The following is a 15951-nucleotide window of genomic DNA, read 5'->3' as shown; positions in this document are numbered from 1 at the left end:
AAGTCTTCTAATGGCTTGCCTTTTTTATTGAATATCTGTGATAGCTATAAGAGTAAATTTAACTCTGCTCTTTGCCTTCGTTTGTTTGTGTAGGTTGAGCCTGTTTTGTTTGAGTCGCTTTTAACTGCCAATTCTTTATCGCGTAGCAAATTAACCCTAAACACAATCCCCAAAATGCGCTGCCGACTCCCGCAAAATTAATCCCAGAGGCAGTAAGTAAAAAGGTGAGGAGCGCAGCCTCCCTATGCGTCTCATCAGCAAGTGCCGTTGTTAGGCAGTTCGCAAGAGTTGGCAATAATGCCAATCCCGCAATGGTTATAATGATGGCTTGCGGAACCGATGAGAACAGAGACACAAAGGTTGTGCCTAATATTCCTGCTAACAGATAGAAACCACCCATCGCTAATGCTGCTTTGTAACGACTTTTCGGATTAGGATCGGCATTTGGGCTCATGCATATTGCACCTGTTAACGCTGCCAAGTTAAAGGCAAAGCCGCCAAAGGGCGCAAGTAATAACCCCGTGATGCCTGTTGTGGTGATAATACGGGACGCTGGTGGGTTATAACCATTGGCTTTCAATACCGCGAATCCGGGCAGGTTTTGAGATGCCATTGTCACCACAAATAGCGGAATGCCGACACTCAACAGCGACGCCAAATCAAAATCTGGGGTGATGAACATAGGCTGAGTCAGCGTTAAGTTCACATCCGATAAATCGAGTTTCCCAGCGACTCCACTCATGATGACGGCAAGCAATAAGATAAACGGAATCAACAAATTACCAAACTTAGGCTTAGCAAAAATATACGCTGCTAACATGGTGCCGATGATAATCGCCTCTTGAGACAGAGAGGTAAATATACCGATACCAAACATCCACAACACACCCGCTAGCATTGCAGAGGCGATCGATGTTGGGATTCGTTTAAGTAGCGTGTCAAAGATACCTGTTAGACCCGTAATAGTGATTAACAGTGAGCTAAATAAGAATATAGCCACAGCTTGCTCTACGGTGAGCCCATCCAATGAGGTGATAAGTAGCGCAGCACCCGGCGTCGACCATGCGGTCACGACTGGTTGCTTGTATCGCCACGAAAGCAAAATTGTCGATACACCCATGCCAATTCCGAGAGCCCAAAACCATGAAGCGATCTGTTGTTGGCTTGCTCCTGCACTGGTTGCTGCTTGGAAGATGATCGCTGCCGCACTCGCATAACCGATTAATACCGCAATAAAACCAGTACTGATGTGAGAAAACTTAATCTGACCCATACTAACCACTCTCGTTGTGCGTTATAACATACATAGAACTTAACTTAGCATTTGTGCGTTATAGCGCACAAGTGTTGTTTGTATAAATTTTGTTCGTGATAATTTTAGTCGTGAGCAAACTTAAGTAGGTAGATGAACGAAAACATGCCGAAGAACATGAATGTAGAAGCTAGCGTTAATCCAAAAGAGAGCTTAAGTGGTCAAGACGAGTTGCAAGTCAGCCACAACCTAAAACGCATTCGTAAAGAGAAAGGGTGGAGCCTAGACGCGACCGCAAAGGCGACGGGAGTCAGTAAAGCGATGCTCGGTCAGATAGAGCGTGGAGAGTCTAGTCCTACCGTAGCCAAGTTGTGGCAAATCGCGACGGGCTTGAACGTGTCATTTTCGAGTTTGATTTTGTCTTGCTCTAGTGATGAATTGGTGAGCTTGTTCCGAGATGCTAATGAACTGCGTGATGAAAGCTTGAATGAGGGGTTCTCGGTCAGTGTTGTTTTTCCGTTTGAACGCTCTATGGGATTTGAAGTTTATGAGCTGGGATTAGCACAAAACTATGAGCACTTTTCTGATCCACACAGTATTGGGGTGATTGAGCATATCTTGTGTATTTCTGGTCGTATGGCGGTGTTCTTCGATGATGACTGGCATGAACTGAGCCCGGGACAAGCGGTGCGCTTTAATGCTGAACAGCTTCATGGATACAAGAACATTGGAACTGAACAAGCGGTTTTCCATAACATCATCCATTATCCTGACCAGTGGCAGCGTTCATAGCTTTACTGACGTAAACGGTTTGGAATATCTTCAAGGCATAAAAAAGCGCAGCTAAGTAGCTGCGCTCTGTATTTTATTATGACTAAGTATATCGGTTCACAATATTAGCGTTGTGTCGCGCGTTGGCGATTCTTTCCGTTGCCAGCAGGTTTACCACCTTGACCATTGCCGGCTTTGTTGCGCTTTCCGCCGCCATTGCCTTGTGATTGACCACCCGGTCCTTTCTTAATAAAGCCTGTCGCTGGCTTACGAGCGTTGCCATTACCGCCACCGTTTTGCTTTCCGTTACCTTGGTTAGCATTGCCTTGGCTGTTGCCGTTAGCATTCGGCTTTTTACCACCAGGCTTATTGCTACCAGATTTGGAATGGTTGCGTGGCTTCTCGCCGCCTAATCCCGGTTGAGATTTGCTGTGCTTCGTTGCAAAACGCTGAGAGCCATGACGACCAGACTTACGACGTTGTGCCGGTGTTTGTGCATCAAAATCTTCTTCTGGAATCAAACAGCCCGGCTTGTCACCGATAAGGTGCTTCTTACCCATATCGATTAGCGCTTCACGGATGATCTTCCAGTTTTCTGGATCGTGGTAACGAAGCAGCGCTTTATGCAGACGACGTTGACGGTCACCTTTAGGCACTGGCACATCTTCACGCTTCTTATATTTCACACGCTTCAGAGGGTTCGTCTCTGAGTAGTACATCGACGTTGCATTACACATTGGCGATGGGTAGAAGTTCTGTACTTGGTCACACTCGTAGTTGTGCTTTTTCAGCCACAACGCAAGATTAAGCATGTCTTCATCTTCTGTGCCCGGGTGAGCTGAGATGAAGTAAGGAATTAGATACTGTTTCTTACCGGCTTCAGCGCTGTACTTCTCGAACATCTCTTTGAAACGATCGTAAGTGCCCATGCCCGGTTTCATCATCAGATCCAGAGGGCCTTTTTCAGTATGCTCTGGAGCAATCTTCAAGTAGCCACCTACGTGGTGAGTCACAAGCTCACGTACGTATTCTGGAGATTCAATCGCTAAGTCGTAACGAACACCAGAAGCGATCATGATCTTCTTAACGCCCGGTACTTTTCTCGCAGAGCGGTACAGGTCAATCGTGTGTTGGTGGTCTGTGTTTAGCTTCTCACAGATCTTAGGGAACACACATGAAGGGCGACGACAGTTAATTTCTGCTTTCGGATCTGAACAACCTAAACGGTACATGTTCGCCGTTGGACCACCCAAGTCAGAAATCGTACCGGTAAATCCAGGTACTTTATCTTTAATGTCTTCGATCTCGTCCAAGATAGATTCTTTCGAACGGTTTTGAATGATACGACCTTCGTGCTCTGTGATTGAACAGAAAGAACAACCACCAAAACAACCACGCATGATGTTCACCGAGGTTTTGATCATGTCGTATGCAGGAATCTTCGCTTTGCCGTACATCGGGTGAGGAACACGCTTGTAAGCAAGGCCAAACACGTAATCCATCTCTTCAGTCGTCAATGGAATTGGTGCTTGGTTAACCCAAAGTTCACGGTCACCGTGACGTTGAATCAAAGCACGGCCTGAATACGGGTTTGTCTCTAGGTGCAAGATACGGCTCGCGTGAGCGTAAAGAATACGGTCGTTGTTTAGCTTTTCGTAAGCTGGGATACGAACTGCTGTTGTTTTTGCATCGTGACGAGAAGGACGAATCGTAATCGGCTGCGCTTTTACTTCTTCTTTCTCATCTTTCTTAGTATCACATTGCGTTTCCACTTCGTACGGGTTTACCGGCACGTAAGCTTTGTTCGGCTTTTCGATACGAGAAGAGTCGATGATTTTGAAGCCTTCAGGTGCTGCAGCAAGATTGATTGCTGTACCGCGAATGTCTGTCAGCGTTGACATGTCCTCACCATCAGCAATGCGGTGTGCTACTTCAACCAGTGCACGCTCAGCGTTACCAAAAAGAAGGATGTCTGCTTTTGCATCAAACAATACAGAGCGACGAACTTTATCCGACCAGTAGTCGTAGTGCGCAACACGACGCAAGCTCGCTTCAATACCACCAAGAACGATTGGCGTGCCTTTGTAGGCTTCGCGACAACGCTGAGAGTAAACCAGAGTTGCACGGTCAGGACGCTTACCACCTTCGTTATTTGGCGTGTAAGCATCATCGTGACGTAATTTGCGATCAGAGGTGTAGCGGTTGATCATGGAGTCCATGTTACCCGCTGTGATGCCGAAGAATAGGTTAGGTTTACCTAGCTTCATGAAGGCATCTTTATTGTCCCACTTAGGTTGAGCAATAATGCCCACGCGGAAACCTTGAGCTTCAAGTAGGCGGCCAATGATAGCCATACCAAAGCTCGGGTGATCGACATAAGCGTCACCAGTTACAATAATAATGTCACAGCTATCCCATCCAAGAGCGTCCATCTCCTTTCTACTGGTAGGCAAAAAGGGTGCAGTTCCGTAGCACTCGGCCCAGTATTTTTTGTGTTCATGAATAGGAGTGATATCGCTGTACATATTTCGACCTCTGATTTTTGAGGCGGGAATTATAGCGACATGCGCCCGGACTAGCCAGTAGAACATGCCCCTGTTAGTTCTGGTGTCTTTCGTGTTATCGCTTTTAAAAGCAGCAAAAGAGCCATACAACAGCATAGTTGAAGCCTTGAATAACGTCGCTAATTTGTGATTTTGATTAGTGTTCGCAGCAGTTTTTGATATTATTCGCGAAAATAAGTCTGAAGAAGTAGATCCACAATGGTCGAAACGTTATTAGTACAATTTGCTCCGATGCTTTTAGGGGCCCAACTGATCTTAACCCTCATCTTGGTGAAAGGGGATATTTGCCCGGGACAACGTGGTCGTATCCACAAGATGTTGCCTGCGATTGGCGTGCTTTGGCTTGCCGTTGCTTCGGTTAAAATTGAAGCATTCCTTGTCGTATTCGCAATCTTTTATTTCTACTCACAAGTTCAAACTAAGAAGACTCGTGATTCTGGCCCTATCTGGGTGATGTATCTTGCTTGCGGTTTAGCGCTGTCATACGTTGCAATTCAAGCGACTGAGCAAGCAACCACTGTTGGTATCATTACAAATTTGTTGTTGGTGGTATTGTTAGGTGCAGCGTTTGGTCACTTACTGCTGACCATCGCAAGAACGCGTTTGCAAGCGTTCCACCGTGTTCTGCCCGTTGTTGGTGTATTGACGGGTATGCTAGTGGTTTTGGCGACGGTGGTGAGTGTTTATTCCCTTTCTGAAGCTCAACTAGAGCCTGTGATTTCAACTTTGTTGTTCAGCTTTGCTTTGTTGATCTCTTCTATCGTGGTGTGGTGTTGGCATCTACTGTTCGTCAAGACACCTGAAAAGCTTCAACTTACGGTTTCATTGCTGATGTTATTAGCGGCTGCTGTTGGTTTAACGCCAGTTTGGGCATTGTAACTTTGAGCATTGTAACCACGTATCTGATTTAAGAAGTGTGATCTGTTTTTTAGCGTGACCTTGGTAAGCGTTCTAAACTTAACTCTAGTCAGTGTGTTCGTAAGGAGTACGAGATGGATTTAAGCAACGTCAAAAGTCTGGATAGCATTATCTTGCTGGGAATAGTGAACGAGAAGCTGCGCTTAGAGTGCGACAGTTTTGAAGAGCTCATTAGTATGTATGAGATGGATATAGAAAGTGTCGTCGGTAAGCTGGATATGCTTGGCTATCAATACGACCCACTGACTAACCAGTTTAAATCTTACGCAAGATAGTCTATTTTTCGCGAATCAACAGGTATCGAAAATCATCGGTACTGAAACTAAAAAGTCACAGGTTATCTGTGACTTTTTTTGTTTCTGGCATTTGTCTCTTGTGCTTGGTGTAAGCGGAGTTAGCTGACGATGGTTATCGTTAAACGACCTCAATACCATCAAGGTGACTCTTGCTCTGCTGTCTTGCGGTACTAAAGAAAGCTTGCAGGTAACGCTTGTCTTTTTCTGAGTTTCTTACCGCTGCAAACAGTCTTCTTGAAAGCCCTTTACCTAACGGTTTACTGGCGATTAAGCCTTGTCTGGAAAACTCACTGATTGCCCAGTTTGGCAATGCCGCGACACCTAATCCTGCCGATACCATTTGGACTAACATCAATGTGTTGTCTGCCTGTTTCCATTTCTTCGGTTCTATGCCAGCAGGTTGTAAAAAGTGCTTCACAACATCCAAACGCTGCTTTTGAACAGGGTAGGAGAGCATAGTGAGATCGCTAAGATCTTGCGGATCAATACTTGGTTTTTCAGCCAAAGGCGAGTTAATTGCAGTGATCAAACGCATCTCGAAATCGAAAAGTGGCTCATAGTGAACCTCTGAACGTGGCTGAATGTCGGAGGTGATCACCAAGTCTAATTCACCAGCCATTAATGCGGGTAGGGGTTCAAAACCAAAGCCTGACGAAAAATCTAATGTCACACTCGGCCAAGCAACTTGGTACTCCTTCAAAGCGGGCATTAACCATTGGAAGCATGAGTGACACTCGATCGCCATGTGCAAACGCCCATTCACATCCTCTTTCAGGCTTGCGAGTTCGTTCTCTGCTTTAGCGATTCTTGGCTGTATCTCATCGGCGAGCTTAAGCAAAATCTCACCTTCAGAGGTGAATTTAACGGGCCTAGTTTTACGTAGGAAAAGCTGACCGCCAATACGCGCCTCAAGGTCTTTCAATTGGTGAGAAAGCGCCGATTGAGTTAGGTGAAGAGAGGTCGCTGTGGCTGTGAGTGAGCCGTTGTCTCTTAAGGTCGTCAATGTTCGCAGATGTTTAAGCTCTATCATGAGTATTCCTCATATTCCCTAAGCCAATTCAATATTTCTTAATAATCACCCTACGGGGTTTTTTATCATTTGTAAACGTCTAGATGTCCAGATGGATTTAATTATGTTCATCTCTGATTCGCTGATGATGAATATTTTTAATAAACAAGATGAATATTTGGACGTTGTTCGTCGAGCTGATTCGGTAGATAGTTTAGCCATCCAGACGCCTTTTTATGAAAGCAAGAACACAATAGGCAGTCTGAAAAGATACTAATAATTATTGAATAAGGAATCGGTTCATGACGACAACAACGCATATTCTTGGCTACCCACGTATTGGTGAAAAACGCGAACTCAAATTCACACTAGAGAAGTACTGGCGCGGTGAAATTGATCAATCTGAACTCAAACAACTAGGCAGCGAGCTGAGAAATCGTAACTGGAATGTACAAGCCGACGCGAATCTAAGCTTTGCAACTGCGGGTGACTTCGCATGGTACGATCATGTGTTAACAACGACTTTGCTTTTGGGTCATGTGCCAAAACGTCACGCTGGTGGAACTGAAGAAGAGAAAGTCTTCCCAGACTTAGATACCTTGTTCCGCGTTGGTCGCGGGCAATCTCAAACTCAAATACAATCTCAAAAGCAGCCAACTTGTTGTGGCGGGAAACATGGTTCAGAAAGTGCCAAAGATGGTGCTGCAGCATCTGACATGACCAAGTGGTTCAATACTAACTATCACTACATTGTGCCCGAGTTCAGTAAAGATGATTCGTTTGAAGTGAGCTGGCCGCAACTGTTTGATGAAGTGAACGAAGCAATTCAAGCTGGGCATAAGGTTAAGCCAGTCCTTCTTGGCCCGCTGTCTTACTTGTACTTGGGTAAGGAAGTGGAAGAGGGCTTTGATCGCTTAACCTTGTTGCCGCGCTTGCTGACTGCCTACCAAGCGATTTTAGCTAAGCTTGCCAAACTGGGTGTTGAGTGGGTTCAAATCGACGAACCTATTCTGTCGCTTGAGCTTGAAAAACAGTGGGCCGATTCATTCAAATTGGCTTATCAAGTGATTCAAGGTGATGTGAAGCTACTATTGACCACTTACTTTGATTCGGTGACAGACACCTTAGACAAAATCGTAAAACTGCCAGTGAATGGTTTACATATCGACTTAGCCGCTGCGCCACAACAGCTCGATGAAGTAGTGAATCAACTACCGGACGAGTGGGTACTGTCTGCGGGTGTCATCAACGGACGCAATGTTTGGCGAGCAGACTTAGCGGCTCAGTTAGCGAAACTGCAACCTGTGAAAGAGAAGCTAGGCGATAAGCTGTGGGTGGCAAGCTCATGTTCGCTGCTACACAGCCCGGTTGATTTAGAGTTAGAAGATTCGCTTAGCGAAGAAGTGAAAAGCTGGTTTGCTTTCGCGAAACAGAAAGTCACAGAGGTGAGTTTATTGGGTGCAGCGCTAGACGGCGATCAAAATGCTATTATAGCGTGTGAGACTTATAGCCAGCCCATTGTTGCCCGCAAGAGCGCGACTCACGTAAACAAGCCGCAGATACAGGCACGGATTAACACTATTACTAAAGCATTAGCAGAACGTAGTGCACCTTACGCAGAACGTGCTGCACACCAATCTGAGGTTTTAGGTTTACCTTTATTGCCAACCACAACGATAGGTTCGTTCCCACAGACTGGCGAGATCCGTGTTCAACGTAGCGCTTATCGCACTGGAAAGTTGAGCGAAGCGGAATACACCACCGCACTAAAAGGTCACATCGCGGATGCGGTGAAACGCCAAGAGGCACTCGACTTAGATGTGTTGGTTCATGGTGAAGCGGAACGTAACGACATGGTGGAATACTTTGCTGAAAACCTAGCAGGCTTCCAAACCACCAAATTTGGTTGGGTGCAAAGCTACGGCTCTCGCTGCGTGAAACCAGCGATTGTGGTGGCAGATATCGAGCGTGAAAAACCGATGACGGTAGAGTGGTCGACTTATGCGCAATCTCTAACTTCTAAACAAATGAAAGGCATGCTAACTGGTCCTGTCACTATCTTGTGTTGGACGTTCCCACGTGAAGATATCTCACGTAAAGAGATCACTAACCAATTGGCATTTGCGCTGCGTGATGAAGTGTCTGACCTACAAGATGCAGGAATCAACATTATTCAGATTGATGAACCAGCGATTCGTGAAGGTTTGCCACTGAAAAAACGCGACCATGCAGAATACTTAGAGTGGGCAGTTGATGCCTTTAAGATCTCAGCCGCGAGTGCTAAACCAGAGACGCAAATTCATACTCACATGTGTTATAGCGAATTCAATGAAATCATTGATTCAGTGGCCGCACTAGACGCCGATGTAATTACCATTGAGACCTCTCGCTCGAATATGGAACTGCTTAAAGCGTTTGAAGAGTTCAATTACCCCAATGCGATTGGCCCAGGTGTTTACGATATTCACTCGCCAAATATCCCATCACAAGACTGGATTATTGGTCTGTTGAAGAAAGCGGCTGAGAAAATCCCGGCAGAACGTTTATGGGCAAACCCAGATTGTGGTCTTAAAACTCGTAATTGGGCAGAAACAGAAGCAGCACTGACTAACTTAGTCTCAGCGACTAAGGCATTGCGTAAAGAGTGGGAGTCAGCAGAAGCTTAACTATCACTAGAGCTAGATGACACAAAACAAAAAGCCTCGCTACTGCGAGGCTTTTACGTTCATATTCGTTCGAATCTCGAATCTAGCTGCTGCTCTGGCAAGTATCTTTGCTGATCAGCTTCTCAACCATCAATTGTCCACGTGTGTTGCGAATCTTGATGTTGTAAGCCAAGCCCATATCTAGGTTTGCTCTTACTTCTGAGTTAGTGCAGTAGCTATTCACACTCATATCGACAACTTGGTTTAAAGGCTTCGCACCTTTAGCATCTTGGTTGTAGATCATCATGATTTCAATCACGGTGTTTTTTGCGAGTACTCGCATCACTGACAGTGGGCCATACTCAATGGGTAGGCCTGCAGATAAAACGCCAGCACGGTGCTGCGCCATCATCTCGAGTTGTCTTTGTTGGTCTTGCTCACTTGAAGCACAGCCTGCAAGCAGAGCCATTGCTAGTGAGCCAATAATCCATTTTTTCACGTTAAAATACTTTCTTGAATGGTTTTACGATGACATTTTGGTAGACACCAGCTTCGATGTACGGGTCTGCATCTGCCCATGCCTGTGCGTCTTCTAAAGAGTTAAACTCAGCAATCACAGTAGAACCTGTGAAACCAGCTTCGCCAGGGTTATCCGAATCAATAGCTGGCATTGGACCTGCTGTCAAAAGTCGGCCTTCATCGTGAAGTGTTTGTAGGCGTTCTAGATGTTGTGGGCGAACACTTAGGCGCTTTTCTAATGAATTTTCGACGTCTTGAGAAAAAATCACGTACCACATATTGAGATATCCTTATTTTACTTCACTGAATTGGGGCGTTTAAATTCGCTATCTTGCTAATTTACGCGAACTAATTGGTATTGGAAGGGCTAATGATAAGAAATTGTGAAATGGTGCGAGAGAGCAGTATGGTCGTTAGGGCGTGTTGACCTTTCGTGGTTAAATTTTGTTCGAGATAAAAGCGTTTTAATCGCGGCGAGGGGGAAGTAGCCTAGCATTCTAAGCAAATCTCCCTCAACAAAGAGTAAAACGCTTTTAGCTGAACCCTTCGGGCAGCGTTTGCTGGTCATTTCTACTACGTTATCGGCTTCTTATGGAGGCTAGCTACACATCAAAGCCTCTGCCTTGTATAAATACCCAGCAATTCGCTGCAAAAATCAGCTCGAAAGGTCAATACGCCCTAGTAATTTCATTTGCTGAAACTAAAGACCACTGACGTATATGACTTAGTGAAAAGTACTATTTGTTGATCGGGCGAGGCTTGCCACTTTCATCAACTGCCACGTAGTTGAAGGTCGCGCCACAAACTTTGTAACGGTCACCGATGCCGTGATCAAGCACAGGCTTAACCCATACTTCTAAGTCGATATTCATCGAGCTACGGCCAATTTTGGTACAGTCGCCATAAACACACACCACATCGCCAACCGATACCGGCTGTTTGAATTCAATGCTTGATACTGAAACAGTCACAATCTTGCCGTTAGAGATCTCTTTCGCCAAGATGCCACCCGCTAGGTCGAGCTGAGACATTATCCAACCACCGAAGATCTGACCCGCTGCATTAGTGTCAGAAGGCATCGCTAATGTGCGAAGAAGTAAAGAACCAATAGGGTTCAAAGTTGATTGAATCGTCATTGTAGTACTCTTGGTGGTATTGATTATCTTAAATAAAAACTGATGTGTTGATTAGTTGAGCACATTGGCAAATGAGTCAATGAACAACAAGAAACCAGATGCCCGCTAATTTAGTGAGATTGTCATTAAATAATAGGCTTTATTTTGACCAGTTTCCGCAACACAAAAAAGCCAGTGGCCAATGATCACGAGTATCATTGGCCACTGTTAAATAGCATATTGATAAGAAGTGTATCAAAAAGGGAATGAGGACTCATCCCTTAGGGTTACTTCTCGTCGGTATTTTTATCCGTTAACTCTTTCTGCTGGTCTTTTGGCAAATGCTGCTCTTTTGGTAAGTGCTTATAGATGTACACACCTGTTAGTAATGTGAACAATAAGGTCGCGATGAGCAGACCAAACACCTTGAAGTTAACCCAAACATCCAACGGCAGGCTGAAAGCAACGTAAACGTTGAGAATGGCGCACAGGGTAAAGAACAGAGTCCAAGCCCAGTTGATTTTTCCCCATACGGCATCAGGCAGTGTGATCTCTTTACCCAACATGCCTTTAATGGCTGATTTGCCCATAAGGTGGCTGACTGTCAGGCCAATAGCGAACAGAGCGTAAACGATCGTTACTTTCCATTTAATGAAGTTGTCGTCGTGTAAGAAGATGGTCATGCCACCAAATACGGCAACCATAAGGAACGTGACCACCTGCATTTTCTCAATTTTTTTATAGATGAAGTACGTCAAAACAATCTGTAGTGCAGAGGCAACAATCAAAGCACCTGTCGCGGTGTAGATGTCGTACATCTTGTAGAGCGCAAAGAAAATAATGAGAGGGATGAAATCAAGAATTTGTTTCATATGGACTGACTATCCAGTTAGTTGAGTTGCAAACAGTCTAACTAAAATTGCCTCGATGCTAAATAGCCCGAGGCAATTGGCTGTAAAACTAATGTTGTTCAGAACTAGTCAGCGGATTGGCGACGTTTGGTAGCGAGGAATCAACTTCTTGATGTCTTCTAAATAGCCTTCGCTTTTCAGATTATCCAAGGTGTTCTCTAATTCTTGTTCGCTCATGGCAAAACACGTAGATTTTCCCGTCGTCAGGTCGAGATACTCGTGATATTCACGCTCAGTAAAGTGACCAACTCTATCCATTAGCAAGGTCTTAATTCCGTGGTGAATCAAGCCGTAATACGTATGTCTTTGTAAGGTCATAGCCTATCCTCCGTGACAAGCTGCATGATAAATATGATGCAACCTGCTGTATATTGGTTGGGTTATCTATGACAAAGCAATTCGAATGCCATTTTCTCTATGAGGGCAGACTTTTTAACCTAACGAAATGATTTGATTTGTATTTTCATCGAGCTAAAAGAAGGTTTCGTCTGCTCTCACCCAAACAATACGTTGTGTAAGAGGAATAGTTTTATTTTGAGAATCGATTTCTTACATCAATTTGGGAATCACTTGTTTCTCATTCTGACGAGTGAGGGCGCTTTCTCTTTACAACACCTTGTTAAAAAGCAAATTTCATTGGATTCATTTCCAGTAACTCTTTAGTCAACAAGCCAATCTACCAGAGTCGATAATGACGCATTTTGACGATTCTTAGGTTGCAGCAAGAAGTAACCGTTGCCTGAGAACACACTGCCTTCACCCACTTTCACCAATCTACCCAAATCGATATCTTGCTTAGCCAGTGTGATATCGCCTATCGCTATTCCAAACCCTTGAATGGCAGCATTCATCGCTTGATCAAGCGTGGCAAATTGCTGGTTGTTCTTACTTGAAAGGTCGTTGCTGCCTATGTGTTCCAACCAAAGTCGCCAATCACTTTGCTCATTGTTGGCATGTAGCCAAGTGTACTGAGCAAGCTTGTGTGGCTTGATGACAGTTGAAGTGCTGTCACTCAGGTGGATTGGAACAATACTCTGTGCTTGGCAGATAGGGGCGAGTTGTTCGTTGAACAGCAGTTGACTAACAATTGAGTGCTGGCTTGGTTTCTTGCCATAGGTGATCACCGCATCGAAGGGATCAAAGCTTGGCTCAAAAACGTGCTTGATGGTCGATGTGAGCTCGACATCAATCTCAGGATAGGCTTGCTGAAATGACATCAACTTAGGTAATAGCCAAGAGGTAATACAACTTGGGGCATTGAGTTTTATCTTAGAGGGAGAGCTCGCGACCTGATTAAGTGCCGATTGCAGTTGTTGAATAGTCCCTTGAATGAGAGGGACCAGTTCTTCCCCTTTAGGCGTCAATGACAAACCACGAGCATGGCGATAGAAGAGATCACACCCAAGGCTTTCTTCAAACGACAACACCTGACGACTCACCGCACCTTGCGTCACGTTGAGCTCATGCGCCGCGCGTGTAAAGTTTAGATGCCTTGCGGTAGACAGGAATGCGAGCAAGGTTTTGGTTGAAGGGAGTGTGTTGTTCATATCATTACCTATGACTTTTTATCATGGCTATTATGTGATTATTTCGATTCATTTATCAATAGTGTTCTGTTTGAATGTAAATACTTACTCATCATTAGTGATTCAATATGTGTATTAATCACATTTTTTGAATATGAAAGCAGTGATGAAGACATTGTGATTATGTGGAAGGGATAGCTTCTTGACATCTTTTATTGATAACTTAGTGCCTCAGGCTGTAAAAAAATTAATACCTTATCAATCAGCAAGAAGAATTGGTGGTGATGGACGTGTCTGGTTAAACGCAAATGAATTGGAAAACTCTCTGTTTCAAGGAGAAGCCAGCCATAATCGTTACCCAGACTTTTTACCACAAGACATTGCAAAGGCTTACCAAGCTTATTGCGGAACTGACGCTGCAACCGTTGCGGTGCGTGGTGCCGATGAAGCGATTGACTTACTGATCAGAACATTCTGCAAACCCGCTCAAGATAATATCCTTATTTGTTCACCAACGTATGCCATGTATGAGTTTTGTGCTGATGCACTAGCGATTGAAACGCTTGATTCTCCTTTACAGGAAGATTTTAGCTTAGACGTTGCAGACATTGTGAATAAAGCTGAGTTGGCCAATATCGTTTTCCTTTGTTCACCGAACAACCCAACAGGTAATGTGATTCCGAAATCGGATCTGATTCAGGTGCTTGAAGGTACTCAGGGTAAATCTTTGGTTGTGGTGGATGAAGCGTATATTGAGTTTGAACCTCAAACATCAGCGGTGAGCCTTATTGAACGCTACCCACATTTGGTTGTGATTCGCACCTTGTCTAAGGCATTTGGACTTGCAGCAGTACGCTGTGGTTTTATCTTGGCGAGTCAAAATGTGATGCAGTATGTCTCTAAGCTTATTCCGCCATACCCAATGCCAGATTGCTCGTCTCAGATAGTTTTAGAGGCGTTATCTAATGAGCGTGTAGCCGTGATGCAAGAAGCAACGTCAAAGTTGGTTGAACTGCGTAATCGTTTTGCTTGTGAACTGAATCAGTTTGATTTCATTGAGCAGGTTTACCCGTCTTCTACCAACTTTGTGTTATTGCGCCACAAGCCTGAACACGAACTGTTTAGTGTATTGGCGAAAGATGGCATTGTGACAAGGAATCAACATCATGAGCCTGCATTACGTCACTGCGTTCGAATCAGCATTGGTAGCCCAGAGAGCATGGCGGAAGTGATAGCGTCACTTACAAGTTACCAAACCGAATTAGAAAAGAAGCAACAAACTCAACAGCTTCAAGATAAAGAACCTCAATTTCAACTCGACAAAGATCATATCTAGGATGGCAATGATGAAAAAGATAATACTAGGACTTGCTTGTGCGGCCGCTTTACTTGGTACAACCGTACAGGCGAAAGAAATCCGTTTGGCGTCAGACTTTACCTATCCGCCATTCAACTACAAAAACAGTGAAGGCGTGCCTGTCGGGTTTGATATCGAGATAGCTGATGCTTTGTGTGAACAAGCCAAACTAGATTGTACTTGGGTATCACAAAGCTGGGACTCTCTAATTCCAAGCCTATTGGCAAGAAAGTCAGATGTGATCATGGCTTCGATGCGTATTACCGAAGAGCGTAAACGCAAAATCTTGTTTACTGATAAGTACTACCAAACACCAGCTGTATTTGTTGCTGCCAAAAGCACAGAGTTTGCAATTGATGAGTCTGGTTTAACAGGCAAAACCATCGGTGTACAACAAGGCACGATTCACGACCGTTACGTAACAGATAAATTTGGCAGTGTTGCCAACATTAAGCGTTACACCGGGCAAGATGAAGTTTATCTGGATCTGCAAAATGGCCGTTTAGATCTTACCTTCGGCAATTCCGATCAGCTGTCACTCGCTTTCTTGGATAAGAAAGAAGGAGAGGGCTTTGAATTCAAAGGTAAAGCGGTAACCGACAAAGCCTACATCGGCGAAGGCACGGCGTTAGCACTAAGAAAGCAGGATTCAAAACTGGCAAAACAGTTCAACAACGCCATCGAAGAGATCAGAGCGAACGGTACTTACGACAAGATTGCTTCTAAGTACTTCACGTTTGATATCTATGGTAGTGATTTGTAATTGAGCTAGCGCCTAAAGTTAAATCACTAAAAACAAAAATCCGAGAGCTGTGAGGCACTCGGATTTTTGTTACAAACAATTCTACCCAGTAAGATCCCCATCATTGACCTCATACCCGTTGATCCACTCTTGTTGCCAAAGCTTTACCTTTATCACCTCTCCCAAGCGCAGTTAACAACACACTTTTCAATTGATGAATCCTTCTTTTTCCATGCTTTGAAATTGGATTTTAAATCTTAAAATAACACAAATTAACTTGTGATCTTTAGTTAAGATCTTGTTCTAAAAGCAGTTGAAAGTGCCCA

At 44.5% G+C, this 15951-nt stretch carries 15 protein-coding genes; 6 read left to right on the top strand and 9 right to left on the bottom strand.

What is annotated here, in order from left to right:
• Nucleotides 1–58 precede the first annotated feature (58 nt).
• Nucleotides 59–1273 carry a benzoate/H(+) symporter BenE family transporter gene (locus L0992_10265; GenBank protein XGB66104.1) on the bottom strand — a complete coding sequence of 405 codons (1215 nt, stop codon included), beginning with the start codon at nucleotides 1271–1273 and terminating at the stop codon, nucleotides 59–61.
• A 132-nt stretch (nucleotides 1274–1405) separates the two neighbouring features.
• Here L0992_10265 and L0992_10260 point away from each other — a divergent pair, with 132 nt between their 5' ends.
• A complete protein-coding gene (locus L0992_10260; protein XGB66103.1) occupies nucleotides 1406–2044 on the top strand; it encodes an XRE family transcriptional regulator in 639 nt (212 codons plus the stop codon).
• A 104-nt stretch (nucleotides 2045–2148) separates the two neighbouring features.
• Here the strand turns inward: L0992_10260 and L0992_10255 are convergent, their stop codons facing one another.
• Nucleotides 2149–4548, bottom strand: coding sequence for a YgiQ family radical SAM protein (locus L0992_10255; protein ID XGB66102.1), 2400 nt, complete (start codon nucleotides 4546–4548; stop codon nucleotides 2149–2151).
• A gap of 237 nt (nucleotides 4549–4785) precedes the next feature.
• Between L0992_10255 and L0992_10250 the strand changes: the two genes are divergently transcribed.
• Together L0992_10250 and L0992_10245 are read left to right on the top strand one after the other, a co-directional pair.
• Nucleotides 4786–5466: a hypothetical protein gene (locus L0992_10250; protein ID XGB66101.1), complete on the top strand. Its 681-nt coding sequence runs from the start codon at nucleotides 4786–4788 to the stop codon at nucleotides 5464–5466.
• 113 nt (nucleotides 5467–5579) lie between these two features.
• Nucleotides 5580–5780 carry a DUF4250 domain-containing protein gene (locus tag L0992_10245; GenBank protein ID XGB66100.1) on the top strand — a complete coding sequence of 67 codons (201 nt, stop codon included), beginning with the start codon at nucleotides 5580–5582 and terminating at the stop codon, nucleotides 5778–5780.
• A gap of 139 nt (nucleotides 5781–5919) precedes the next feature.
• Here the strand turns inward: L0992_10245 and L0992_10240 are convergent, their stop codons facing one another.
• On the bottom strand, nucleotides 5920–6831 hold the full coding sequence (locus L0992_10240; protein XGB66099.1) for a LysR substrate-binding domain-containing protein: 912 nt from the start codon (nucleotides 6829–6831) through the stop codon (nucleotides 5920–5922).
• 281 nt (nucleotides 6832–7112) lie between these two features.
• Between L0992_10240 and metE the strand changes: the two genes are divergently transcribed.
• Nucleotides 7113–9476, top strand: a complete 2364-nt coding sequence (gene metE, locus L0992_10235) for a 5-methyltetrahydropteroyltriglutamate--homocysteine S-methyltransferase (protein XGB66098.1) — start codon at nucleotides 7113–7115, stop codon at nucleotides 9474–9476.
• A gap of 82 nt (nucleotides 9477–9558) precedes the next feature.
• Here metE and L0992_10230 read toward each other — a convergent pair whose 3' ends face one another.
• The 6 genes from L0992_10230 to L0992_10205 all read right to left on the bottom strand — a co-directional run bounded on the left by L0992_10230 (nucleotide 9559) and on the right by L0992_10205 (nucleotide 13547).
• Nucleotides 9559–9954: a GspS/AspS pilotin family protein gene (locus L0992_10230; GenBank protein ID XGB66097.1), complete on the bottom strand. Its 396-nt coding sequence runs from the start codon at nucleotides 9952–9954 to the stop codon at nucleotides 9559–9561.
• A 1-nt stretch (nucleotide 9955) separates the two neighbouring features.
• A complete protein-coding gene (locus L0992_10225; GenBank protein XGB66096.1) occupies nucleotides 9956–10252 on the bottom strand; it encodes a YciI family protein in 297 nt (98 codons plus the stop codon).
• Nucleotides 10253–10711: 459 nt separating this feature from the next.
• Nucleotides 10712–11110, bottom strand: a complete 399-nt coding sequence (gene yciA / locus L0992_10220) for an acyl-CoA thioester hydrolase YciA (protein ID XGB66095.1) — start codon at nucleotides 11108–11110, stop codon at nucleotides 10712–10714.
• Nucleotides 11111–11376: 266 nt separating this feature from the next.
• Entirely contained in the window at nucleotides 11377–11961 is a 585-nt protein-coding gene (locus L0992_10215) for a septation protein A (protein XGB66094.1), read from the bottom strand.
• A gap of 108 nt (nucleotides 11962–12069) precedes the next feature.
• Nucleotides 12070–12318, bottom strand: coding sequence for a hypothetical protein (locus L0992_10210; GenBank protein XGB66093.1), 249 nt, complete (start codon nucleotides 12316–12318; stop codon nucleotides 12070–12072).
• 341 nt (nucleotides 12319–12659) lie between these two features.
• Nucleotides 12660–13547 (bottom strand): LysR substrate-binding domain-containing protein, encoded by an 888-nt coding sequence (locus L0992_10205; GenBank protein ID XGB66092.1) that lies wholly within the window; start codon nucleotides 13545–13547, stop codon nucleotides 12660–12662.
• A 181-nt stretch (nucleotides 13548–13728) separates the two neighbouring features.
• On the opposite strand from L0992_10205, the gene hisC reads away from it, so the two are divergent.
• Together hisC and L0992_10195 are read left to right on the top strand one after the other, a co-directional pair.
• On the top strand, nucleotides 13729–14862 hold the full coding sequence (gene hisC / locus L0992_10200) for a histidinol-phosphate transaminase (GenBank protein ID XGB66091.1): 1134 nt from the start codon (nucleotides 13729–13731) through the stop codon (nucleotides 14860–14862).
• Nucleotides 14863–14872: 10 nt separating this feature from the next.
• Nucleotides 14873–15646: an ABC transporter substrate-binding protein gene (locus tag L0992_10195; protein ID XGB66090.1), complete on the top strand. Its 774-nt coding sequence runs from the start codon at nucleotides 14873–14875 to the stop codon at nucleotides 15644–15646.
• The last annotated feature ends 305 nt before the right edge of the window (nucleotides 15647–15951 follow it).

It is taken from the genome of Vibrio pomeroyi (assembly GCA_041879425.1).
In the GTDB taxonomy this organism is placed as follows: Bacteria; Pseudomonadota; Gammaproteobacteria; order Enterobacterales; family Vibrionaceae; genus Vibrio; species Vibrio pomeroyi_A.
Note: the sequence above shows the minus strand (reverse complement) of the source record. Positions and strands in the feature narration are given on the sequence as shown.

Bases quoted from the DNA above. Each gene is read 5' to 3' on its own strand.
- L0992_10210 (XGB66093.1), bottom strand. From the start codon at position 12,318: ATGACCTTACAAAGACATACGTATTACGGCTTGATTCACCACGGAATT.
- L0992_10195 (XGB66090.1), top strand. From the start codon at position 14,873: ATGAAAAAGATAATACTAGGACTTGCTTGTGCGGCCGCTTTACTTGGT.
- L0992_10255 (XGB66102.1), bottom strand. From the start codon at position 4,548: ATGTACAGCGATATCACTCCTATTCATGAACACAAAAAATACTGGGCC.
- yciA (XGB66095.1), bottom strand. From the start codon at position 11,110: ATGACGATTCAATCAACTTTGAACCCTATTGGTTCTTTACTTCTTCGC.
- L0992_10245 (XGB66100.1), top strand. From the start codon at position 5,580: ATGGATTTAAGCAACGTCAAAAGTCTGGATAGCATTATCTTGCTGGGA.
- L0992_10205 (XGB66092.1), bottom strand. From the start codon at position 13,547: ATGAACAACACACTCCCTTCAACCAAAACCTTGCTCGCATTCCTGTCT.
- L0992_10265 (XGB66104.1), bottom strand. From the start codon at position 1,273: ATGGGTCAGATTAAGTTTTCTCACATCAGTACTGGTTTTATTGCGGTA.
- L0992_10250 (XGB66101.1), top strand. From the start codon at position 4,786: ATGGTCGAAACGTTATTAGTACAATTTGCTCCGATGCTTTTAGGGGCC.
- L0992_10260 (XGB66103.1), top strand. From the start codon at position 1,406: ATGAACGAAAACATGCCGAAGAACATGAATGTAGAAGCTAGCGTTAAT.
- L0992_10225 (XGB66096.1), bottom strand. From the start codon at position 10,252: ATGTGGTACGTGATTTTTTCTCAAGACGTCGAAAATTCATTAGAAAAG.
- metE (XGB66098.1), top strand. From the start codon at position 7,113: ATGACGACAACAACGCATATTCTTGGCTACCCACGTATTGGTGAAAAA.
- L0992_10240 (XGB66099.1), bottom strand. From the start codon at position 6,831: ATGATAGAGCTTAAACATCTGCGAACATTGACGACCTTAAGAGACAAC.
- L0992_10215 (XGB66094.1), bottom strand. From the start codon at position 11,961: ATGAAACAAATTCTTGATTTCATCCCTCTCATTATTTTCTTTGCGCTC.